Origin of the sequence: Bacillus sp. FSL R5-0523 (genome assembly GCF_037975295.1) — a bacterium.
GTDB classification, from domain to species: Bacteria; Bacillota; Bacilli; order Bacillales; family Bacillaceae; genus Bacillus; species Bacillus subtilis.
Genome location: NZ_CP150251.1, coordinates 782783 through 805115, shown reverse-complemented (window position 1 = coordinate 805115; position 22333 = coordinate 782783). Strand labels below are relative to the sequence as shown.

17 protein-coding genes and 1 pseudogene are annotated in these 22333 nt (G+C 45.1%); 4 read left to right on the top strand and 14 right to left on the bottom strand.

The window, feature by feature from the left end; all coding sequences use genetic code 11:
* Positions 1 to 81 precede the first annotated feature (81 nt).
* Together NYE53_RS04060 and yfmT are read right to left on the bottom strand one after the other, a co-directional pair.
* The gene (locus NYE53_RS04060) at positions 82 to 942 is read right to left on the bottom strand and encodes a methyl-accepting chemotaxis protein (protein WP_003233767.1); all 861 of its coding nucleotides are present in this window, start codon (positions 940 to 942) and stop codon (positions 82 to 84) included.
* A gap of 13 nt (positions 943 to 955) precedes the next feature.
* Entirely contained in the window at positions 956 to 2413 is a 1458-nt protein-coding gene (yfmT, locus tag NYE53_RS04055) for a benzaldehyde dehydrogenase (protein WP_268556162.1), read from the bottom strand.
* Positions 2414 to 2662: 249 nt separating this feature from the next.
* Between yfmT and NYE53_RS04050 the strand changes: the two genes are divergently transcribed.
* The 3 genes from NYE53_RS04050 (at position 2663) to NYE53_RS04040 (ending at position 6171) form a co-directional block, all read left to right on the top strand.
* Positions 2663 to 4048 carry an amino acid permease gene (locus NYE53_RS04050; protein ID WP_339247410.1) on the top strand — a complete coding sequence of 462 codons (1386 nt, stop codon included), beginning with the start codon at positions 2663 to 2665 and terminating at the stop codon, positions 4046 to 4048.
* 91 nt (positions 4049 to 4139) lie between these two features.
* On the top strand, positions 4140 to 4847 hold the full coding sequence (locus NYE53_RS04045; RefSeq protein ID WP_339247409.1) for a YjjG family noncanonical pyrimidine nucleotidase: 708 nt from the start codon (positions 4140 to 4142) through the stop codon (positions 4845 to 4847).
* Between the two features lie 94 nt (positions 4848 to 4941).
* Complete coding sequence (locus NYE53_RS04040; protein WP_133953938.1) at positions 4942 to 6171, top strand: MFS transporter; 1230 nt, start codon at positions 4942 to 4944, stop codon at positions 6169 to 6171.
* A 30-nt stretch (positions 6172 to 6201) separates the two neighbouring features.
* On the opposite strand, the gene NYE53_RS04035 is transcribed toward NYE53_RS04040, so the two are convergent.
* The 7 genes from NYE53_RS04035 to cypD all read right to left on the bottom strand — a co-directional run bounded on the left by NYE53_RS04035 (position 6202) and on the right by cypD (position 17063).
* Positions 6202 to 7137, bottom strand: coding sequence for a hypothetical protein (locus NYE53_RS04035; protein WP_335450440.1), 936 nt, complete (start codon positions 7135 to 7137; stop codon positions 6202 to 6204).
* A complete protein-coding gene (locus tag NYE53_RS04030) occupies positions 7138 to 8316 on the bottom strand; it encodes a glycosyltransferase family 2 protein (RefSeq protein WP_339247402.1) in 1179 nt (392 codons plus the stop codon).
* Between the two features lie 28 nt (positions 8317 to 8344).
* Complete coding sequence (locus tag NYE53_RS04025; protein WP_144483507.1) at positions 8345 to 9256, bottom strand: putative nucleotide-diphospho-sugar transferase; 912 nt, start codon at positions 9254 to 9256, stop codon at positions 8345 to 8347.
* A gap of 23 nt (positions 9257 to 9279) precedes the next feature.
* Positions 9280 to 10248 carry a GDP-mannose 4,6-dehydratase gene (locus tag NYE53_RS04020; RefSeq protein WP_003233783.1) on the bottom strand — a complete coding sequence of 323 codons (969 nt, stop codon included), beginning with the start codon at positions 10246 to 10248 and terminating at the stop codon, positions 9280 to 9282.
* Positions 10249 to 10254: 6 nt separating this feature from the next.
* Positions 10255 to 11019, bottom strand: a complete 765-nt coding sequence (locus NYE53_RS04015) for a glucose-1-phosphate cytidylyltransferase (RefSeq protein WP_161986688.1) — start codon at positions 11017 to 11019, stop codon at positions 10255 to 10257.
* Positions 11020 to 11256: 237 nt separating this feature from the next.
* Entirely contained in the window at positions 11257 to 13176 is a 1920-nt protein-coding gene (gene ltaS1, locus NYE53_RS04010; RefSeq protein ID WP_031315513.1) for a lipoteichoic acid synthase LtaS1, read from the bottom strand.
* Positions 13177 to 13877: 701 nt separating this feature from the next.
* Complete coding sequence (gene cypD / locus NYE53_RS04005; RefSeq protein WP_339247398.1) at positions 13878 to 17063, bottom strand: bifunctional P-450/NADPH--P450 reductase; 3186 nt, start codon at positions 17061 to 17063, stop codon at positions 13878 to 13880.
* A 149-nt stretch (positions 17064 to 17212) separates the two neighbouring features.
* Here cypD and NYE53_RS04000 point away from each other — a divergent pair, with 149 nt between their 5' ends.
* Positions 17213 to 18283, top strand: a complete 1071-nt coding sequence (locus NYE53_RS04000; protein ID WP_339247395.1) for a DUF3900 domain-containing protein — start codon at positions 17213 to 17215, stop codon at positions 18281 to 18283.
* A gap of 213 nt (positions 18284 to 18496) precedes the next feature.
* Here NYE53_RS04000 and NYE53_RS03995 read toward each other — a convergent pair whose 3' ends face one another.
* The 5 genes and pseudogenes from NYE53_RS03995 to NYE53_RS03975 all read right to left on the bottom strand — a co-directional run bounded on the left by NYE53_RS03995 (position 18497) and on the right by NYE53_RS03975 (position 22205).
* On the bottom strand, positions 18497 to 19603 hold the full coding sequence (locus tag NYE53_RS03995) for a restriction endonuclease (protein ID WP_080480836.1): 1107 nt from the start codon (positions 19601 to 19603) through the stop codon (positions 18497 to 18499).
* 247 nt (positions 19604 to 19850) lie between these two features.
* A pseudogene (locus NYE53_RS03990) lies at positions 19851 to 20188 on the bottom strand (FAD-dependent monooxygenase); the annotation flags it as partial.
* Between the two features lie 68 nt (positions 20189 to 20256).
* Positions 20257 to 20901, bottom strand: a complete 645-nt coding sequence (locus NYE53_RS03985) for a Bax inhibitor-1 family protein (RefSeq protein ID WP_003244397.1) — start codon at positions 20899 to 20901, stop codon at positions 20257 to 20259.
* Positions 20902 to 21010: 109 nt separating this feature from the next.
* The gene (locus NYE53_RS03980; protein WP_003244522.1) at positions 21011 to 21178 is read right to left on the bottom strand and encodes a YezD family protein; all 168 of its coding nucleotides are present in this window, start codon (positions 21176 to 21178) and stop codon (positions 21011 to 21013) included.
* A gap of 154 nt (positions 21179 to 21332) precedes the next feature.
* Positions 21333 to 22205 (bottom strand): STAS domain-containing protein, encoded by an 873-nt coding sequence (locus NYE53_RS03975; RefSeq protein ID WP_339247392.1) that lies wholly within the window; start codon positions 22203 to 22205, stop codon positions 21333 to 21335.
* Between the last annotated feature and the right edge of the window lie 128 nt (positions 22206 to 22333).

The following is a 22333-nucleotide window of genomic DNA, read 5'->3' as shown; positions in this document are numbered from 1 at the left end:
GGAATAAAACTAGTAAAACGTCAGACGAATTTCATGGAAATGCAGGATAGAAAAAGACCGGGGACATTTGTCCCCGGTCTTTTACTCTTCCTCAAGCGCTTTTTCAGCCATTTTTGCAAGATGCTGTGCGCTTCCTGAAATCTCCTGCATTGTGGCGGAAATTTGTTCAACGGCAGCGGCTTGTCCGTCTGTATGCTGATTAATCGACTCAATGGATTCCTCCAGCCCTTTCAGCAGGCTGTGGATTTTTTTCGTAATCTGGTCAATTTGGCCGACATTTTCTTTTGAATGCGTTGCTAGCTTTCTGATCTCATCTGCGACGACAGAGAAGCCTTTTCCGGACTCCCCTGCTCTTGCCGCTTCGATCGCGGCGTTCAAGCCGAGCAGATTGCTTTGGTCCGAGATGCCTTTAACAGTTACTGAAATATCGGCGATTTCACCGGCGCTTTCGCTTACTTTTTTCGCCTGAGAAGAAATGCCCGACATTTGAGTTGAAAACCCGTTAATTGATTCAGAAATGTCGGAAATAGCCGCGGCTGTTTGTTCAACGACAGCTGATAAGCTTTCCGCCACATCATGCAGCTTTGACGACTCCTCAAGGCTCGTTCCGAGGCCGACGCCTCCAATGACTCTTCCATTCTCGTCGTGCAGCGGGATGGCACGCGCGATCAATGGAAAGCCGAACAATTCTTTCGGAACCATGCTCGTCTTCTTCTGATTGCTGCGGATGGCATCTGTGATGATATCCCCTTCCTGCAGCGGATCGCCGGCTTTTACGTTTAGCGAAAAGGTTTTGGCCGGTATATTCACGAGCAGTTTTTCCGTATCATAAATGCCGATTGTAATATCATCCTGAACCAGGCTGTTTAAATAAGGGGCTACTTTGATAAATGCGTCCAGAATATCTGCGGTTTCTTTTTCCGTATTTATGGTCAATTCCATTCACTCCTTTTCATTAATAAGGGAAGCTGCGTTTTTCGTGCTGGACCGAGATCCATTTCAGCGTTGTAAATTCTTCGAGGCTCCACTCACCGTTTAAACGGCCGAGGCCTGATTGCTTTTCACCGCCGAAGGCTACATTCGGTTCATCATTGATGGTCGTGTCATTGACGTGAATCATGCCTGTTTCAATGCGTTTCGCAAAAGCCACGCCGCGCTCAAGATTTGACGTATGTACGGCACCGCTCAAGCCAAACGGGGTTTCGTTTGCGATATCCACCGCTTCGTCTTCTGAATCAAACTTCATAAAGGAGACGACTGGTCCGAACAGCTCTTCCTTGGCAATGCTCATGAACGGTTTGACGTCTTTTAAGATCGTCGGTTCCACGATCGTCCCGTTAAATCCGCCAAGCTTCACTGGTACAGCGCCTTCTTCAATTGCTTGCTCAACAGTCTTCATCAGCCCGTCCGTCTGTCTGCTGTTGATTAATGGCCCGATAATCGTATCAGGATCCATTGGGTCGCCGACTTTCAGCGATTCCACTTTTGCCTGGTACAGCTCAAGGAACTTGTCATAAATAGAAGAATGAACAAGCACGCGGTTGGCTGACATGCAAATCTGTCCTTGATGTGTAAATCGGCTGAACACCGCCGCATTGACCGCATATTCTATATCTGCATCCTCAAGTACGATGAAGGCGCTGTTTCCGCCAAGCTCAAGAAGCGGCTTTTTAAAATGCTTCATCGCAAGCTGTCCGATGTAGCTGCCGACTTTCGTAGAACCGGTAAATGAGATGATCCGCGGCACTGGATGCTCAACGAAGCTGTCGCCGATTTCAGCAATGTCTGTGACAACAACATTCAGCAGCCCCGCTGGAATTCCCGCGTTCTCAAAAATTTTCGCAATCAGCGTACCGCCGCAAATCGGCGTTTCCTCATGCGGCTTTAATACGACGCCATTGCCGGCTCCGAGTGCGGGCGCCACTGATTTCATAGATAAAAAGAATGGGAAGTTAAACGGACTGATGACACCGACTACACCTGCAGGCACGCGATATAATCTGTTTTCCTTTCCGTCTATTGTTGACGGAAGAATTTTGCCTTCCATGCGGATTGGGAACGTTGCCGCTTCTTTTATGATGTTTTTGACAAGACCGATTTCAAAAGCTGCTTTGAGCCTTGTTCCGCCAAGCTCTTCCATAATCAAATAAATGATGGCTTCTTCGTTCTCTTCGATATACGTGACGGCTTTTTCTAAAATGGTCCTTTTCTCAAACGGGTTGACCGCATCCCATTTTTTCTTCGCCAGCGCCGCTGCCCTGTACGCTTCATCTACATCGTTAGCAGTCGCTTTACGGAATGTTGTGAATGTTTTTTGAGTATAAGGATTTTTGTTTTCCAATACATTTGGGCTGCTGCCCTCCTGCCATTTCCCGCCGATAAACTGTTTATTCAACTCTTCATATTGAAACATGGTCAGCATCTCCTTTATAACCGCAAATCAAAATATGGGCGAATCTATTTTTTCTATCGGTTCATCTTGCATAAAATTGAATATACGATTAGTAAAAATTACTATCCTATGATACGACAACGCTGTTTCGCTTCTATCATTTAAAGCAGAAAAATATTTTATTGACTGCGTCAAATTTCGACAATATAATACAACAAGAACTGCATATAATGATTAGAATATTTTGAATATTTCTAGGAGGAACTTTTGATGAGTTCATTATTTAGAAAAAAACCGCTTGAAACATTGAGTGCGCAGAGCAAGTCAAAAAGCCTTGCCCGTACGTTAAGCGCATTTGATTTAACCTTGCTCGGTATCGGTTGTGTCATCGGTACAGGGATTTTTGTCATTACAGGAACAGTGGCAGCGACCGGTGCAGGTCCCGCCCTCATCATATCGTTTATTTTAGCGGGGCTCGCCTGTGCGCTGGCTGCTTTCTGTTATGCTGAATTTTCGTCTTCCATTCCGATTTCGGGAAGCGTGTACTCATACTCATACGTGACACTTGGAGAGCTGCTCGCCTTTTTGATCGGATGGGATCTCATGCTTGAATATGTCATTGCACTGTCGGCGGTTGCCACCGGCTGGTCTTCATACTTTCAATCACTGCTTGCCGGCTTCAATCTTCATATTCCGGCTGCACTGACAGGAGCGCCGGGAAGCACGCCGGGCGCCGTATTTAACCTTCCGGCTGCAATGATCATTCTCCTCATCACTGCGATTGTCAGCAGAGGCGTCAAGGAAAGCACACGCTTTAACAACGTCATCGTACTGATGAAAATCGCGATCATATTATTGTTCATTATTGTCGGCATCGGCTATGTGAAACCGGATAACTGGTCTCCTTTTATGCCATTCGGGATGAAAGGCGTCATACTTAGCGCTGCCACAGTATTCTTCGCGTACCTTGGGTTTGACGCGGTTTCTAACGCGTCAGAGGAAGTGAAAAATCCGCAAAAAAACATGCCCGTCGGCATTATTTCAGCTCTAGCCGTCTGCACGGTTCTGTACATCGCGGTATCGCTTGTGCTGACAGGCATGATGCCTTATGCCAAATTGAATGTCGGAGATCCTGTATCCTTTGCTCTGAAATTCGTCGGACAGGACGCTGTTGCCGGAATTATTTCTGTCGGTGCGATTATCGGGATTACGACGGTGATGCTCGCTTTGCTGTACGCTCAGGTTCGTTTGACATTTGCCATGAGCAGAGACGGCCTTCTCCCTGGATTGTTCGCAAAGGTTCATCCGTCATTTAAAACCCCGTTCCGCAACACATGGCTGACAGGGATCGTTGCAGCGGGAATCGCCGGCTTTATTAACCTCGGAACGCTGGCCCACCTGGTGAACATGGGAACACTTGCCGCGTTTACAGTCATATCTATTGCTGTCATTGTGCTAAGAAAGAAACATCCTGAAATCAAGGCGTCCTTCAGAGTGCCGTTCGTTCCGGTTGTGCCGATTATCAGCGCAGGCATCTGCCTTTGGTTCATGTACAGCCTTCCCGGCGTCACATGGCTTTCATTTGTCATCTGGATCGCTGTCGGAACGCTGGTTTACTTCCTATATTCGAGAAAACACAGCTTATTAAACAAATAATCTCTTTTCAGCCGGCGGTGCCTCACCCGCCGGCTTTTTCCTTTTTTTATGTGCTATACTTTGAATACATATGAGAAAGGGAGACACACAGATGAAACGATACCGCACTTTATTATTTGATGTAGATGATACCATCCTTGATTTTCAAGCGGCAGAAGCTTCAGCCCTGCGTTTGCTGTTTGAAGATCAGAACATTCCTTTAACAAATGACATGAAGGCGCAGTATAAAACCATCAATCAAGGTCTCTGGAGAGCCTTTGAAGAAGGTAAGATGACACGGGATGAAGTCGTAAACACACGTTTCTCCGCTTTGCTCAAGGAGTACGGTTACGAGGCGGACGGCGCTTTGCTTGAGCAAAAATACCGCCGCTTTCTTGAAGAAGGACATCAGCTTATTGACGGTGCATTTGATCTCATCTCAAATCTGCAGCAACAGTTTGATTTGTACATCGTGACAAACGGCGTGTCTCACACACAATATAAGCGTCTCCGTGATTCAGGATTATGTCCATTCTTCAAGGACATTTTCGTTTCTGAAGACACAGGCTTCCAAAAACCGATGAAGGAATATTTCGATTACGTGTTTGAACGGATTCCTCAATTTTCAGCAGAGCACACATTAATCATCGGGGATTCACTAACTGCTGATATCAAAGGCGGACAGCTCGCCGGACTTGATACTTGTTGGATGAACCCTGACATGAAGCCGAATGTGCCAGAGATCATACCAATCTATGAGATTCGTAAGCTTGAAGAGCTATATCACATTTTGAATATCGAAAATACCGTCAGCTGCTAATATTTATAAGAATCTTTTTTCCTCTTGATAAATTCTTCACCTTATGAATAATATGGTGGTATGCTTTGGTTATATATGTTAGGAGGAGACTCAATTGGCTATCGCCGCCCCGGTAAAAGAAAAAACAGTTCAAAAACCAGGCACCACGGTTTATCCGATTTTGATTATTATCGGAATTTGCCATATGCTCAACGATTCGCTTCAAGCTGTGATTCCGGCCATGTTCCCTATTTTGGAACGCTCCATGAGCCTAACGTTTACACAGCTCGGCATCATCGCTTTCACATTAAACATGGTGTCATCCGTCATGCAGCCTGTCGTCGGCTGGTATACCGATAAACGGCCGCGGCCGTATGCGCTGCCAGTCGGTTTGACCGCCAGCATGCTTGGCATTTTAGGCCTTGCATTTGCCCCGTCATTCATAACGATCCTATGCTGTGTGTTTTTCATTGGATTAGGCTCGGCCATTTTCCATCCGGAGGGCTCCCGTGTGGCGTATATGGCCGCCGGCACAAAACGCGGGCTCGCCCAGTCGATTTACCAGGTGGGCGGAAACTCAGGCCAGGCGATGGCCCCGCTGATCACCGCGCTGATCCTTGTGCCGCTCGGGCAATTCGGCGCTGTTTGGTTCACGCTTGTCGCCGCGCTTGCTGTTTTGTTTCTCATGTATATTGCGAAATGGTACGCCTCACGTCTCGGCAGCCTTGCCCAGAAATCAGGCAAACAAAAGAAAACGGCTGAAAACACGGCCATCACCAAATCTGTTGTATCTGCTCTTATTATTATTATATTTCTCATTTTTGCTCGTTCTTGGTATACGAGTGCGATCGGTAACTTTTACACGTTTTACGCGATGGATACCTATCACGTAAGCATTCAGCAGGCACAAAGCTATATTTTTGTCTTCTTGCTGTTCGGCGCGATCGGCACGTTTCTCGGCGGCCCGCTTGCAGACCGTTTTGGAAAACGCTTCGTTATCCTCGGTTCGCTGTTATGCTCGGCGCCGCTGGCGATCTTGCTGCCATTTGCCGGCCCGGTTCTCGCCTATGGCGTGCTTGCCTTGATTGGCTTGGTTCTGATGTCGAGCTTTTCTGTAACGGTTGTCTATGCACAGGAGCTAGTTCCTGGAAAAATCGGCACAATGTCCGGGTTAACCGTCGGGCTTGCCTTCGGGATGGGCGCAATCGGCGCTGTGGCGCTGGGCGCTCTGATTGACGCCGCGGGACTGACCCCGACGATGATCGCCATTGCCTTTCTCCCTGTTCTCGGCATCCTTGCCTTCCTATTGCCAAGTGACCAGAAGCTGAGAGAATGGCATAGCTGAAAAACCCCCTGCCCAGGCGGCAGGGGGTTTTTAATCCAGCTGGATAAAATGAGTGTCAGGCACTGCGTGCTTCGGGATAAAGCCATCCGCAAAGTCCGGAAACGCCGACTGTATTTCATCAATCCATCTTTTCAGATTTAATATATACGGCATATAAATCATCTCAATTGTCGCTTCGTCTTCAATCCGGTAGTACCAGCAAAGATTAAACTCTTTTTCTGTCACCAGTGTAAACCCAGAGAAATGATAGAAAATCAGCGGCGTTTCATCTATATACACGCGGCCGTCCTTTTGCCCGACCTTATAGTTTTCGATATTCCAAAGCGCTGTATTGGCTCCTATTGATTTGACAACATGAACACCCTTAAACTGCGCCGGCCATTTCTCCACATATCTTTGATCACCGTATGTCTTTCGTTCCGTATCCATTTCGACCGTGCAAAATTCAATACAGTCCTGTCTCCACTGCCACACCGCTTCATATGCTTCCTTTGTATGACCGGCACCGACAAAGCCTGTATTAAAGCGTCCGGTTCGGTCGTAGTAGGACATGAAGCGCGGCGAATTACGATGATCAGTCAAATACAGAGACGCCGTTGGGTTTTCTGCAAAAATACGTGCCGGATCAGAAAAGAAAAATAGATCCGTATCCATATGGGCAAAGTATTCAGCGTCATCCCACTTGCTCATCACATGAAACAAAAAGGCGGGCTTTAACGTCCAGCAATATTCATGAAACGTTCTGTTGCTTTTCGCTTTCAGCAGCTCCGGGTCTTCCATTTCATGCAGCTGCACAAAGGTTACATGCTCCCATGGAACGTGCTGAAGCAATTCATACGCTTTCTGGTCGACACACAGCACATATAAATGAAAATCACCGCAATGCTCATGGAGAGAATGAATCATAGGCATGAGCTTAAAGATATGTGTCCTTGACACTATCGTTGAAAAATGAAATGTACTCACTTATACCACATCCAATGATCTAAGATCCACGTGCAGCAAATCGTTGACAAGCGCATACAGTGCGTTGGCAAAATCGTTCACGCCTAGCTTTTTCTTCGCCTTAGGCAGAAGCTTGCGGACAGTTTGTAAATCAAAGCTTCTCGCCGTCACCCTTGGGGATTTCTTTCTCCAATCCGGATCAATGTTGCGCTCTTTAACAACATGTAGAAGCTCAAGAAACAGATTCAGCAGCATATCATATTTCTGTGATTCCAGCAGCTTTTGAATATCAGCCATGATTCTGTTCGTCATGTCAGGCGGGAACGGCCCATTAAATGCGAGATGAACGTCTAAGGAGCGGATGTTATTGTATTTATCGCACATATAGGCAATGTTTGCCCGAATATCGTCTACAGACTTACAATTGCTTGGATGTTCCTGATGAACACTGACAATATCGCGACGAAGCCTGAAGGTCAATCCGGCCTGATGAAGCCTGATCCCGAGGTCATAATCCTCAAACCCGTACCGCACAATGCCTTCATCAAATAAACCGAGATCAACCACATGCTTGCGTTTCACAGAGGAATTATTCGTGATAAAAAAGCGCCATGGCATATGATAGCCTTTCAAGTCATCGCCGTACTCATCTAAAATCTTCTTGAGCACGTCTATAAAGTCGGTATCGAGGTCAAAGCTATTATCAAGAAAGCTTCCGTTTTTGATGTCCGCTTCCTCCAGCAGCTTTTGTTTGTCTTTCTTCGGCATTTCACCTGTGAGCTTTGCGAGCTGTTCCTTATGTTCTTCTTCAAATCGTTCATAGTAAAAACTGTAGATCCGTTTCCAAAACAACCCGCACACGACGAGATTCTCTTCGTTCTCATGGGCTTTAATATGTTTTGCCACAAGGTCCTTTGCCGCAAGCATATCGCTGTCATGGAAAATCAGGATGTCTCCTCTGGCATTGCGAAGCGCCTGATTTCGTCCGTACGCAATGCCCCTGTTTTCTTTAATCCGTGTAAAGATCAGCGGAAAATCAGCTTGAAATGACTCAAGCATCGAGAGCGTCCCGTCCTCAGAGCCATTGTCCGCTACAATGACTTCGAATTCTTCATCGCACTCCTGCTGGTTTAATGACAGAAGGCTGTTGTAAAGACGCTCCTTCGAATTATATGCAGGAATAATAACGCTTGCTTTCACTTCATTTTCACTTCCTGTATTTACTCATTTATTTGTTGTCATCTTTTGAAGCAAAACCGTTAAATTCAGGGTCTAACGTTTTCATGTGCTGAATGATATGCGGCAGTGTCTCTTGATACAGTTCATGCACAAACGGCAGATCTGTGCGGGTTGTTTCATGAATCTGTTTGATTTCATTGATGCTGACGATTCGGTATCCGCTGAAATGATAAAAGATCAGCGGACTGCCATCCTCCAGCACGATCCGGCCATCTTTCCAAGAAAAGGTATGCTGCCCATAATTCCAATGGCCGATGTTCACGCCGGGTGTCGTAATGTCACACACATTCGGAAACAGCTCAGACATATAATCCAAATAGCCTTGATCACCGAATTTCCCTTCACCCGGTGCATTTTTGCATTCCTCAAGACAGCGTTCCTTCCACCACTCCAAGCAATCCGTGCCTGCATCATCATGCTTGAAGCTGATAAATCCGGAATTATATCTGCCTAAAAGACGCTGCAGCATGTCAATCTGCTCTTTCTCAAAAGAAGGGATTACAATATCCCCCCGTGAAAGCAGCACCGAGCAGTCCGGCTGGTTTTCAAAAATCGGCGATGGATCTGCATAGAAAAAGAGATCCCCGTCAATATACGTCACGCGCTCCAGCTCAGGATTGCTGTTCAGCACAGCTTGCAGAAAGATCGGCTTCATCGTCCAGCAATACTCACTTTGATCTCTAGTTTCCTTCAGCTTTAGAAGCATTTCATTTTCAAGAGCGGCCACCGGCACAAGGTTCAGCTGCTTCATCTTCAGCTTCTGTAACACGCGGTGCGTATCTTCATCCATGCAAAGTATAAAAATGGGACTGTCTTGATCAACTTGCTCTAACGACTTAAACAAAGCGACTGCCTGATATAATCTTCCTTTTGATAAAACGGTGCAATACGCGCTGGTCACAGTCTTGTTCACCTCGTTTCACATTACTTTTTGAAGAATTCCGTATACCACTCAATCGTTTTTTCAAGTCCCTCATCAATAGTGTAGGCCGGTGTCCAATTCAGCAGCTTTCTTGCTTTTTCCGCGGATAAATATTGATGTTTGATTTCATTGCTTCCCTGATTCAGCACCTTAGGTTTCAGATTACTGTTCATTTTCTTTAATATTTTCTCTACCAGTTCAAGTACGGTCAGCTGGATCTCATTGCTGAAGTTAAAGGCCTCTCCGGCAAGATTGTTTTCTTCCATTTTTTCTGCAAGAAGCAGATAAGCCTGAACGGCGTCTTCAATATAGAAGTAGTCCCGTACAAATGTGCCGTCGCTTCGGATTTCCGGCGCTTCCCCGTTCAGCACAAGCTGAATCGTCTGAGGAATGATGCGGTTGAAGTTCAAATCTCCGCCGCCGTATAAGTTTCCGCAGCGCGTAATGCAGACCGGAAGCCCGTACGTGTGAAAATAGGTGTGGCTGATCAGATCTGCGCAGCTTTTTGAGACGTCGTACGGGTGCTTGCCTTGCAGCGGCATGTTTTCATCGTATGGAAGGTTTTCTTGATCGCCGTAAGCTTTATCACTTGAAGCGACAATGACCCGCTTAATTAACGGATGCTTGCGGCAGGCTTCGAGAATATTCCATGTGCCGAGGATATTCGCTTCAAAGGTAGAAATCGGGTTGCGGTTTGCCACGCCGACAATCGCTTGTGCAGCGAGATGAAAGACAGTGTCGATCTCATACTCGCCAAGCGCGCGTTCAATCACAGCCAAGTCCTCAAGAGAGCCCCGCACGATGTTCATTTTCTTGATATGTTCTCCCTGATAAAGATTAGATTGAGGCACATGATCCCTGACAAGCCCTGTCACGTTTGCGCCCTGATCGATCAGCTCTTTCACCAAATAGCTTCCTAAAAGACCTGTGCATCCCGTGACAAATACGTTTTTATTTTTCCAGAAACTCAAATCGATTCACCATACCTTCCATACTTGTTGTCCTTGATTCCACATTTTGTTGACTTCTAAGAGATTTTTATACGTATCGATGGCCGTCCAAAATCCGTAATGGCGGTACACAGCAAGCTCCCCGTCTTTGGCAAGGTTCTTCAGCGGTTCATCTTCGAACATCGCGTTCCCGTCCTTCGGCAAATACTCGAAAACCTTTGGACTGAGAACGAAGAATCCGCCGTTGATGATTCCGTCACTTGATGTCTTCTCAGAAAATGTTTTCGCCATGCCGTCCTCAACCGTCAAGGTGCCAAACTGCGAGACTTTGTCAATGCCGGTGACAGTCACGGCAGCACCTTTTGTCTGATGATAGCTGATGAGATGGAAAAGATTGATATTGGCCAGCCCGTCCCCATAGGTGAGCAGAAATGTTTCATCACCGATATAGTCTTTCGCCTGCAAGATTCTTCCGGCTGTCAGCGTATCTTCCCCAGTCTCCAAAAACGTAATTTTCCACGTTTCAGGCTGCCCCAGGATCTGTACCTCTCCCGTAGAGCTGTCGAGTGTCAGGCTGTTGTGCTTCCATTCATAGTCGAGAAAGTATTCCTTGATTTTTTCTCCTTTATAGCCCAACAGCAGAATAAACTCGTTTACTCCGTAGTACTGATAAATTTTCATAATATGCCATAGAATCGGTTTGCCGCCTATCATGGCGAGCGGTTTAGGAATGTCATTCGTGACTTCACTCATTCTCGTTCCTTTTCCGCCGCAGAGAATGACCGCTTTCATCTCTACCCCTCATCTCTATGAATATTGAGTTCGAAACCTGGTACATCTTCACAATCTATCAAGGCATTTCCCCGATAATTTGTCCGATTTCAATACCGGTTTCAAAATCTACTGTAATGATATGAGAGAAAGCCAGCCTTGGTGACCAAATGGAATCTATTTTTTCAAGTTGGTTGTATAACCAAAAAAAAGAGCCTTGAGCGAAGGCAATGCGCCCGCTCAAGGCTCTTTTTCATCTTATTTGATTTCTTTCTCCTTGCCGTAATGATAGTCTGACGGATCAACGGCTTTGAAATCATTTAGTTTATGGAACCTCAGCAAGTCTTTGTACAGGACACTGTCTGAAAGGCTCAGCTGCTGGTTCACTCTTGTTTTCAGATTCTTCGTTTCTTCATTCGCTTTCAGTTTTTCACCAGTCTTCGTATCATAAATGACATTGTCGACTGATGTGTACTTCGGCGTTACGAAGTCTCCGTTTCTGAATGCCACTGTATCGTCGTGGTCTTTAGAGAATAAGTCAGTACCAAAGTTGATGTATTTCTGAGAATCAATTCCTTCTAAGTGCAGAAGTGTCGGCATGACGTCAATTTCGCCGCCATACGTATGGTTCACTCCGCCTTTTTTGCCAGGAACGCGGATCATCAGCGGCACACGCTGGTTCTGTGCGTTTTGATAATCTGTGATCTCTTTTCCAAGAATCTCTTTCATCGCTCGGTTATGGTTTTCAGAAATACCGTTATGGTCACCGTAAATCATGATGACTGAGTTGTCATACAGGCCGGCTTCCTTCAGCTCCTTGAAGAATTGCTCAAGCGCTTCGTCAAGGTAACGCGCTGTCTGGAAGTAGCTGTCAACTGTGTTATCGCCAGTTGTCGCTTTTTTAAGAGACGCGTCTTTTTCATCCAGGTTAAACGGATAATGGTTTGTCAAAGTAATCAAATGCGCGTAAAACGGCTGTTTAAGAGACTCAAGCTTTGGAATCGATTCTGTAAAGAACGGCTTATCCTTAAGTCCCATGTTAATCACATTTTCATCTGACATATCATACGTGCTTGCGTCGAAGAACTTGTCATATCCGATATGTTTGTAAATCTGGTCACGGTTCCAGAACGATTTGTAATCACCATGCAGGACGGCGCTTGTATAGCCTTCCTTCTGGTCTAAAATCGCAGGAAGCGACTGGTAAGTGTTTTCGCCTTTCGTCACAAACGCGGAGCCTTCAGGAAGACCGAAGATCGAGTTATCCATTGTCAGCTCGGCATCAGATGTTTTTCCCTGGCCTGTCTGATGGAAGAAGTTATCAAAATACGTCACATCTTCCCCGCCGTGCGCAAGTTTATTTAAGAAAGGCGTCACCTCTTCACCGTTTAGCTTGTAGTCAATCAGGAATGACTGGAAGCTTTCGAGGTGAATTTTAATGATATTTTTGCCTTTGGCAGAGCCGAAGTACTCGGCGTTTGGTTTCGCATAATGAGACGTCGTGTAATTCTCGACGCTTGTTAAATCATCGCTGCTTGCATAGGCCCGTTGCGTTTCTGTTTGAGCCGTCTGCACACCGTCATAAATGGTGTAGTTGTAAAGACCTAAATACTTCACGATATAATTGCGGTCAAACGTTCTTGTCAGCAGCTGCGGACGGTCTTTTTCCGCATAGTGCAGGTTGATGAAAAACAGTGCGATCCCAGAAAGGATCACTAAAGACGCAAAGCGTTTTTTCATTTTGTATTCTTTTAATTCAGGTCTCCAGATCAATACCGCAATCAAAATGATAATATCTAAGAAATAGAAAATATCATGACCGGCCATGATACTGAAAATCCCGTCTCCCATGTTTCCAACGTTTCCGGACTGTTTAATGTTCGGGAACGTCAAGAAATCGTCAAAGAAACGATAGAATAAAATATTTGCATATAACACAAATGTCATCAAGAAATCGATAATCAGCATAATAATGGCTGATTTACGCCCTTTCGCCAGCAAAGCCAGTCCTAAAAAGAAGACGGCGCTTGAGAATGGGTTAAATATCAGGAGGATCTCCTGAGTTGTGCCTTTTACCCCAAGATTAAACTCAGTCTTGTAGGATAAATACGTTTTTGCCCAAAACAGTATAACAGCCAGCACAAAAAAGCTAAGTTTGTAAGAAAAAAGTTTCTTCATGGCAACCTCTACTTTCTTAAACACTTTAAGTTCTTCATTCATATTTACCTGCTCTTTATATCCTGCCTTCCAATTCCTTCTTTCCAAACAAAATCAAGGCATCACACAACAATAAATACACCGCGGCAAGCCGGAACATTTATGTTTCGCACCATATCATTTTTATTACAACCATTTGGAAACCAATCACTGGACGAAAGAAACCTTCATTTCGTTTCACATTTTTTTCTCGGAAATAAAAAAAGGATTTCTTTTGTCATGTGTGCCTTTGAAAAAAGAAATAGATACCGAGTATAAGAATAACATAAACTAGCAAAAACGAAAAATAGGTTTTGCAGACAGCCCGCCCTTCCGGCGGACTGAAGTTATTGTATGCATCAATGTTTAGCGCGATCACCATTTTTTCGAAAGGACAAAAAAGACTGGATGTCTCCAGTCTTCCAGATTGTTGACAAAATCCTAAAATGGTTTTCATTTTAGGATTTTGTCATCTTTTCAGCGTGATTGAAAACCCTTGAAGTCTAGGAAGGACGAGCATAGGAGCGGGCATTCACAGGATGTGATGACGACGGCGTTTAGGCAGGACGCCTGAGAATTTAGCCGTTGATCCACTTCCCATTGAGCACCGAAGCGCAGTCCTGACAACGAATGCGAGGGTTTGCCGACACGCTGAAAGACCGGATGTCTCCAGTCTTCTTTATCTATATCCCTGCCCAGACATCCTTAGCGTACATACCGGTATCCTGCAGATGTCTCAGCCAGTTTTGCGCTTCTTGCTCCCCGGTGCCATGGACAGACTGATACGCCTTTTGCAGTGCCGCCTCCACATCCGGGGCCATTTTGCTGCCGTCACCGCATACATAAAGCCTGCCTCCGCGGTCAAGGATCGATATTAACGTTTCTGCATGGTCAGCCATGACATGCTGGACATACGTTTTCGGCATGCCTTCTTTACGGGAAAAGGCTGTGTGGACAGTGACGATTCCGTCTTTTTCAAACTGCTCAAGCTCATCGCGGTATATAAAATCACGATCGTTCCTGCATCCAAAATAGAGATGAGCTTCACCGAGCGTTTTCCCCTCCCGTTTTAAAACTTCGCGGGCTTGAAGGAAACCGCGGAATGGCGCGACTCCTGTGCCTGGTCCGACCATAATGATTGGCGTTTCAGGGTCTTCTGGAAGCTGAAACCGGGATTCCGGTGTGCGGACAAACATCACGAGATCATCACCGGCTTGGCGCTCAGCTAAATCATTTGAAGCCACGCCCCTGTATTCGCCACGGCCGCTCCACGCAGGGCCGCGCACGACACCGACTGTGATTGATGCTTGCCGCGGATTCACTCTTGGAGAGCTTGAAATCGAATAGTATCTCGGTTTTAACGGCCGTAAAAGCTCTAAAAATCGTTCAAACGGCATGTCGCACGCTTCATACTTTTCAAGCAGATCCAGCATGGAAATTCGTTTTTTCAATATTTGCTCCTGATAAACACCCTCTGCTGACAGTTCTTCTAATTCGCGCCTATGCGGCGGACACACTGTAAATGCCGCCAGTTCACGTATTTGCGCTCTTGTGGCTGCTTCCTGCACCTCGACGCTGTAGCTGAGAAGATCATGCAGGCTGACAGGACGGCCCAATGGCAGATGCCCCGCACTGTGGCCGCTTGCCGACAATGTCACTTGGTCGGTTCCCTTCAGACCGAATCTGTGGAGAATCCGGCTGACATTGGTTTGGCTGTTTTTTGGCAATACGCCAAGGTGGTCGCCCTCTTGATATTCAACATCCGGCGGCAATGTAATTTCGATATGGCGGGTGCTTCGATCGCTGTCTGCGGACTGGAGTTCACGATTTTCGGCAATGGATGCGTGAGAGGCTTCGTACGATCTAGCGAGCGAAGACTCGCCCAGCCCTCTGACAAACTGAAGGCTCAGCGTGCTTCGTTCCTTATCAGCGTTTTCATTAAGCTCAAGTCCGAATGCTTTGATGGCGTCCGCCCACATGCTTTTTTTCCACTCGTCAAGCTGCCCTTCAAAATCACCGCTGACATCCCCTTCCCCGCGCCCAGAAAACCGAGTCGCGCCCTTTTCTGCAAGCTGCTCATCAATGAATCTCGGCACGTACTGATACGTGCTCGCCCAGTTGTGGTCGCCGCAGCCAAATACCGCGTAATGGACGCCCTCAAGCTCACCCGGTTTGATTTCTTGAAGCCACTGCACGAACTGTCCGGCATTGCTTGGCGGTTTTCCATTATAAGACGAGGTCACAATGACAACCGCTCCCTCTTTCGGCAGCTTTCCAATCCGGTCGTTCAGAGGTGCCGTCTCTGTCCTTACGCCGTGAAGACTGGCAGTATCCGCAAGCTCCCGGGCGACGCCTTCTGCGGTGCCAGTATCTGAGCCGTACAGCACGAGAAGCGGGCGGTTGTTAAGACCGATGACCGATGCGCCCTTTGCTTCCGTTTTCTCCTTTTGCTCATCAGACGCGGCTTTTTCAACTGCCTGAACGTCCGCATGAATGGCTTCCTGATGACGGCTTTGAACCCTGATGTGAAAATCGCCCGGCTTAAGTGTTAAGGTTTGTTTGATATCAAGCTCATAATTCTCATGATCAATCAGCGTGAAATATTTTAGAATCATGCCTAACACAAGTGTGGCTTCATGAAGGGCAAACTGCATGCCGATACAGGCTCGTTGTCCATTTCCGAATGGTTTGTACGCATGATGAGGCACTTGGTCCTGATGCTCGAACCGTTCCGGCCGGAATTCCTCGGCGTCCTTTCCCCAAGCGTCTCGATCACGATGAAGCTGCGGAATCAGCACAGAAATTCTGTCTTTCGTCGTGATCGGAAATTTCCCGCCAATGACTGTGTCTTCTTTTGGATAAAGGCTGAAAGCCGGAGCTGTCGGCCATAAGCGCAGTGATTCATTTAAAATCATCCGTATGTATGTAAGCTCCAGCACTTGTTTATAGCTCGGCGCTGCATCTGTCAGCACCCGATCGACCTCTTCATACGCCTTTTTCAGTTTGTCAGGGTGCTTCAATAAAAAGTAGGTCGCAAAGGAAAGCAGGCCGCTCGTTGTTTCATGGCCGGCAATCAAAAACGTGATGATCTGAAAGCGGATATTTTCGTCGTCGAGCTTTTCACCCGTTTCCGGATCTTCCACATTCAGCATGCGGGCGAGCAAATCTTTTTCATCCTGGTCTCCATTCGATCTGCGCTCTGCAATAATGCTGTCGACTAACGAAAACATCGTTTGAATATCATGGCGGAATTGCCGCTTTGTTCTGACCATAAGCTTATCTTGAACATCAAGCCGCTGCATTTGATGCATCGCTTCATCAAGCGCCCGCACCATGCTGTTGATAAACGGGTGAGGCGTTTCTCTGTAGTAACTGTTAAAGCGGTAGTTAAACCCGCATAGCCCAATGGTGTCGAGCGTCAGCCGGGTCATATCTCCCGGGACATCGACAGCTTCATTCGGGTTGAGCCTTGCCCATTTTTGAATGAGCTGAACAGCGATATCGACCATTTTCTCATGATAGTCCTTCATGGCCCGCTGGCTGAACGTCGGCATCAGAATGTTGTGCGCTTTTCTCCAGTTAGGCTCATGCGTCCAGCTCGTAAACAATCCGTCACCGGAAAATGCGCGAACCTTTTCCAAGGCGCCTTCAATGCTTTTATCAAACCGTTCTTCATCACAAACCTCTTTCACCAATTCGTGGCCGGACACTACAATGGTCGTGCCCGCGGGTGTATGGATTTGAAAAATCGGGCCCTGTTCTTCCGCCAGTTTGATCAGCGAAAGCGTCGGCTTGTCTTTATCGATTAAAGGCAAATTGCCGAGCGGCCCAAACGTCTTCGGCTGAGGAATCGGGCTTGTTTCCTTCATCGAACCATTCCTTTCCGTATGAGATGCCTTCTATTTGACTACATTTCCCTTTCATGGTCATGATTATTCCGTTCTCCCAATTGACGCATGATCGCTGTTTTTTCTATACTTGAGAAGCTGTACAATACGCGAATAAGGTGAGTTTATATATGGATTTTGAAATTCGGTTTTTATCCTTTTATGTCATACAGGTGGAAGGCAAAGATGAGCAGGCGAACAAGCAGTTCAAGCACTTCCAGACCCTTGATACGGGCGAATTTGAAGAAAGCGAGCTGAAGGACTTTCTCGACGGGGAACTGAAAAAAATCGTCAAACGGAAAGCAGACCGCCATCCGCAGTCCGAGCAGGTGCCGACGAAAATCGGCCATTTTATCGTCGAGCCCGGCCACGAGCTCGATTCCAACCCAAACTACAACATGTTCAACCGCGCGCGTCTGGCAGAAACAAAAGAAGACTTCAATGAGCTGAGCGAGCAGTTCGTCCGCACGTACCTTGACACAAGCGCGGTTCGCGGCGGCGTGTTTCTCGTCGCTTCGGCCGTACCGAGAAAATACTTTGACGAGTCATTTGTCTTTATTATGAAATGTGATTTTGAGCCGAAGGTCGCCCGCATCTCTGACACGTCTTCTCTCATTAAAAAAGTCGAAATGGCGATCACGACAAAAAACATGAAAAGCATCCAATACCCGTACATGCCAGAGGAAGGAATGGTCGAGGAAGGTGAACTGAAAATCCACCAGGCCTCGCACGCCCGCTATTTTGAGGACTTTCTGAAATTCGTCGAGTACGGAGAATCGATGCCGGAAATCATGAAAAATCAGGTCATGAACATGGTGCAGGAGCACGTCTACGAGACATTTGAAGACAACAGCGAAGAACTCAAGCAGTTCGAGCACGACATTGAAATTTGGGAAGCAAGCGAAAAACGGGAAATCCAAGAGCGCCTCGACACCCATCAAGTCATCGAAGCCTCCGCCCAAATCATCGAGCACACGCCAGAGGCCCAGCTGAAAATGAAAGTCGGAGAAACAGAGATTAAGGGATTGCTAGCGGATTTTGGCGATTCCATTCATCTCGCAAAAGTAAACGGGCGCTATGTCGCGCTGATTGAAGCCGAGACAATTTCGTTTGAGAAGGGCAGTTCGCCGGTGGAGTTTTATAAGCCTGAGGGTTTGAGGGAGATTGTAGAAAGAATAAGCAAAAAAAATTTAGGAGATTGATACTAAACAGAACATTATGAGTATATCTTTACATTGAGCAATACTTGATGTGGATCACGGATTTTGTTTTTAGGAAAGGTATTACAATTCGTAAGTTTAAATGAGATTGTCACAAATAAAGAAGGAGTTTGAAAAAACTGGGCTCCTTCTTTATGTCGGATTCGATTCAATTAAATAAAGTAAATGCTTATATTAGCAAACTAATAGAAATCTTTATTCCTCGTCAAAATAACTAAAATCAATTTTCTTCACAAAAAACTTTTCTTTAATATTAACTCCAATATCATAATCAATCATAAGTTTTGCAAGAGTCTCACCGTCAATAAGAACAATTTTCTTGCTTTGCAATCGTTCTGCATACTCGATTGCATTTTTCGTAAAGTATGAAGTTGTAATAAAAACTCCCTTCTTAGCTCCCATATCATCAAGTGCACCAGAGAAACTTTGAACCAATTCTCTTCCAATAGGGTTATCCCAACGTTTCGCTTGGAGATATATATTATCTAATCCTAATTTATCTTCTTTTATAATACCGTCAATTCCGCCGTCATTTGTTTTACCGGTAATTTTACCGTCACCATAACCCATAGCTACTAGTAATTCAACAATAATGTATTCAAGTTTTTTCCAATGGGCTTTTTTAATTTTTTGAATAATTGATTTTGCCAGTTCTTTTCTAATATCATCAAACTTTTCTGTCATTACTTCAAATGGATCTTTTACTTCCTCCATATCTTCAATTTCTTCTTGAATTTCATTACGATTATCGTTTATCAATGATAACCCTTCTTGGGTTATTTGGTAGGTTGATTGACTTATTTCCTCTATGTAATTGGATTTTTTTAATCCATACCTTACTTGTCTTATCCTAGTTATAAAAATAGAATCTTTACTATTCTCGTAAGAACGCGATCTTTGTTCTTCGGTTAACATAAAATATTTAGTTAACTCCTCGTTTATATAGCTTGAAGTGTAGGGCTTTTTGTCTCTAATTACAAGCAAAAAGGGAATCATAATGTCTCTTGATAAGGGTATATCATTCGGGTTAGAATTTACATTCTTAGTTATTTCATTAACTTCGTAAATATCCTTGGGCAGTCCTTTTTCTACGATTAATTTTAAAATTTCCTTTTGAGTTAGACCACTTTCACTGAGCTGTTTTATAATTTTTAAAACCTTTATTGAACTTTCATTATATAAAATACTATTTCCATTCTTAGTTTGTGGAATATAGTCACTAAAGTAATTAATCCACCTTCTCCCGCCACTCTCTGACCAACCGACAGCTTCTGACAACTTTCTTTTTGATATTAAATTCAACGTTATAGCCCCCTACAATCCCTGAATTTCAACATTTTTAAAGTTAATCCTTCTAAGTATAACGAACACGTCAGTGCGTGTGTTTGTAACACAGTACATCTATAGTTTACTTAAAGCTTAGATATTATTTTTTATATGATAAATTTTGTAATCTTACATGAATTATACTACAATTGAAAAAAATAGTTTATATACTAATTAGTTATAGAAGAAAATATAAAAGCCAAGTTATCTGGACTTTTCCTATTTAATATCCTTCCCTCAACACCGCATAGCACTCCCCAATCAGTTCTTCCGCTCCCGGCTCTCCTTTCAGCCTGCGGCGGACGATTTCAGATGATAGGTTCTGGACTTTGAGCGCTCGTGGTGCTCTTCTTTTGTAGTATGCCTGTAATGATGTTTCGTGATCGGCGTGGTTTTGGAATTCTTCGGCGAGGACGATAACATCCTCGATCGCCATTGCCGCTCCTTGCGCCAAGGTCGGCGCGCCGGCGTGAGCCGCGTTTCCTCAGATGATGACGCGTCTTCGTACCATGGCTCCAGCACTGTGACCTGCTCCAGTGTATTTAAAATGATAGGATACTCATAAACACTCCATCTGCCCTTTTTATGTATGGAAAAAAAGCGCCTATCTCATGACAGGCGCTTTTTCATTAATCATCACTGCTCAAAATGCCGAAGAAGCGGAGCAGGTTGATGAATAAGTTGATAAAGTCAAGGTACAGCGATAACGCCATAACGGGAATCAAGTCTTCCGTAATGTGGCGGTGTTTGATTTGGTTCAAATCATACAAAATGTAAAGGGAAAAGACGATGGTTCCGATCACGGAATACGCCATCATCGCCGCTGAGTTTAACGGGCTGAAAATGTTGAAAATCCCTACCACTGCGAGTGCGAGCACCGCAACCAGCAGAAACGACCACAGGAAGGATAAATCCTTCTTCATTTTTGCGCCGATTGTGCCCAAGACGGCAAAAATGACAAATGTAGAGCCAAAGGCTTCGAGCACGACATAGGCGCCGGCGATGGAAGCGTAATGGCTGACGATCGGAAATAAGGTAATGCCGGAAACAAACGCGAATGTATATACAAACGCATACCCGACCGCTTTTCTTCTGCGCATCCAGAAGGCCAGAATAATCATCGCCACTTCAAGAATAGAAAGCGGCAGCATCAAAGCGACAGGAACAAATTGGCCGATAAAAAGGCCGACAGTCGCGATCAGCAATGTGAAGACAAAGACTGTCAAAATGCGTTGCATGATCGATTGCTTACTCTCGTGAACCGTAGCTTGCATGTCAAAAATCCTCCTAAAAAATGATCTTAAAGGTCTATTATATAAAAATTGGATGAAATATGTATATGTTTTAAGGAGAATTTAATGAAAACAAACGCCCTTTACATTATCATTTTGATTCTTTCCTTTTCAGCGAAAAACGGTGCTTTTCTATTTTCTCAATTTGGGTAATCTGAGAATCATGAACCGTAATCTGAACCGTGCCGAAATCGAGTGTTTCCAGCGAGCTGATGATTTTTTCAATCACTTCCGGATCAATCGTTGATTTAGAAACCAAAAGACCTTCCCCCCTGTTGAATAGGTTTTAATTCACAGTATTCTTATAAGAATTATAATATTATGTTTTTTTCGATAAATCAATGGTGATTTCTGTTCAAATCAAAAAGGCATATGATCACCTGGTGACGGACAATCATATGCCTGGAAACTTCCTATTTGTTTTCTTCCAATTCCTCAACAATACAGCGGACACCCATGTTTTCTAATGCCTGCTTCAGCGTGCCGTACGTTTCATATTCACTAAAATCAAGCCCCAATTGAATCGATGTTTGGGCCACATCCGGGCGAATCCCTGAAAATACGGCTTTGACGCCTAATAAGAAAAGTGTTTTAGACAGGTTGTACAATTGCTGAGCCACCATGGTATCCACAATCGGAACACCCGAAAGATCAACGACGAGGCTTGTGATTTTTCTCTCGACACAGCGGACCGGCACTGTTTCTAAAATGACCTGTGCCCGTTTTGTATCAATGGAGCCGATAAGCGGCAATATCCCGATTCCATCGGCAATGGAAATGACCGGGCAGCCAAGCTCTGAGATCAGTTCCTGCTGAGATGTAAGCCTCATCAGCATGAATTTTTGGTACTGCTCGGAGAATTCAATAATCAGCTTATCGAACGACTGATTCACAATGCGGTTCCATCGGTCTGCATCCTCATTTGTCACAATCTCCTGATTCTCTTTTATAAATGTGACGACTGCGTCCCAGAATGAGATTCTTGAATTGGATATGGCTTCTACGACCTCATGAACTTGAACATCCTGCTCTACCCTGTTTTTCGCAACGTTTTGCGCCCATTTTGTCATGTTTTCTTGAAAATCGGTTTGATCCTCCAGAAATGCGCTTGCGATTGTTATATTGGTAAATGTATGCTGCTCGGTTAAAAGTGTTTTCGTTTCTTCACTTAAATGGCTGGCGGAATATAGCTCGCCTTTTAGCTGGCAACGCAAACTGAACCATTTCTCAGTAATATCCGCAGTGTTGCCTATGATATATTGATATAATAATTGATCGATATTCACGGTCTGTCTCCTTTTTCGTAATAGAAGCACTTTCATTATAAAATGATAAATCGGAATTGTGAATAAGACTAGAGAAAAATCAAATGATTCTGCTCTCTGAGAGCATTCCTGCTTCATATCCTTAGGCG

Coding starts and splice junctions, on each gene's coding strand:
- cypD (WP_339247398.1), bottom strand. CDS start 17,063: ATGAAGGAAACAAGCCCGATTCCTCAGCCGAAGACGTTTGGGCCGCTC.
- ltaS1 (WP_031315513.1), bottom strand. CDS start 13,176: ATGAAGAAACTTTTTTCTTACAAACTTAGCTTTTTTGTGCTGGCTGTT.
- NYE53_RS04045 (WP_339247409.1), top strand. CDS start 4,140: ATGAAACGATACCGCACTTTATTATTTGATGTAGATGATACCATCCTT.
- NYE53_RS03985 (WP_003244397.1), bottom strand. CDS start 20,901: ATGCAAGCTACGGTTCACGAGAGTAAGCAATCGATCATGCAACGCATT.
- NYE53_RS04050 (WP_339247410.1), top strand. CDS start 2,663: ATGAGTTCATTATTTAGAAAAAAACCGCTTGAAACATTGAGTGCGCAG.
- NYE53_RS04015 (WP_161986688.1), bottom strand. CDS start 11,019: ATGAAAGCGGTCATTCTCTGCGGCGGAAAAGGAACGAGAATGAGTGAA.
- NYE53_RS04000 (WP_339247395.1), top strand. CDS start 17,213: ATGGATTTTGAAATTCGGTTTTTATCCTTTTATGTCATACAGGTGGAA.
- yfmT (WP_268556162.1), bottom strand. CDS start 2,413: ATGTTTCAATATGAAGAGTTGAATAAACAGTTTATCGGCGGGAAATGG.
- NYE53_RS04060 (WP_003233767.1), bottom strand. CDS start 942: ATGGAATTGACCATAAATACGGAAAAAGAAACCGCAGATATTCTGGAC.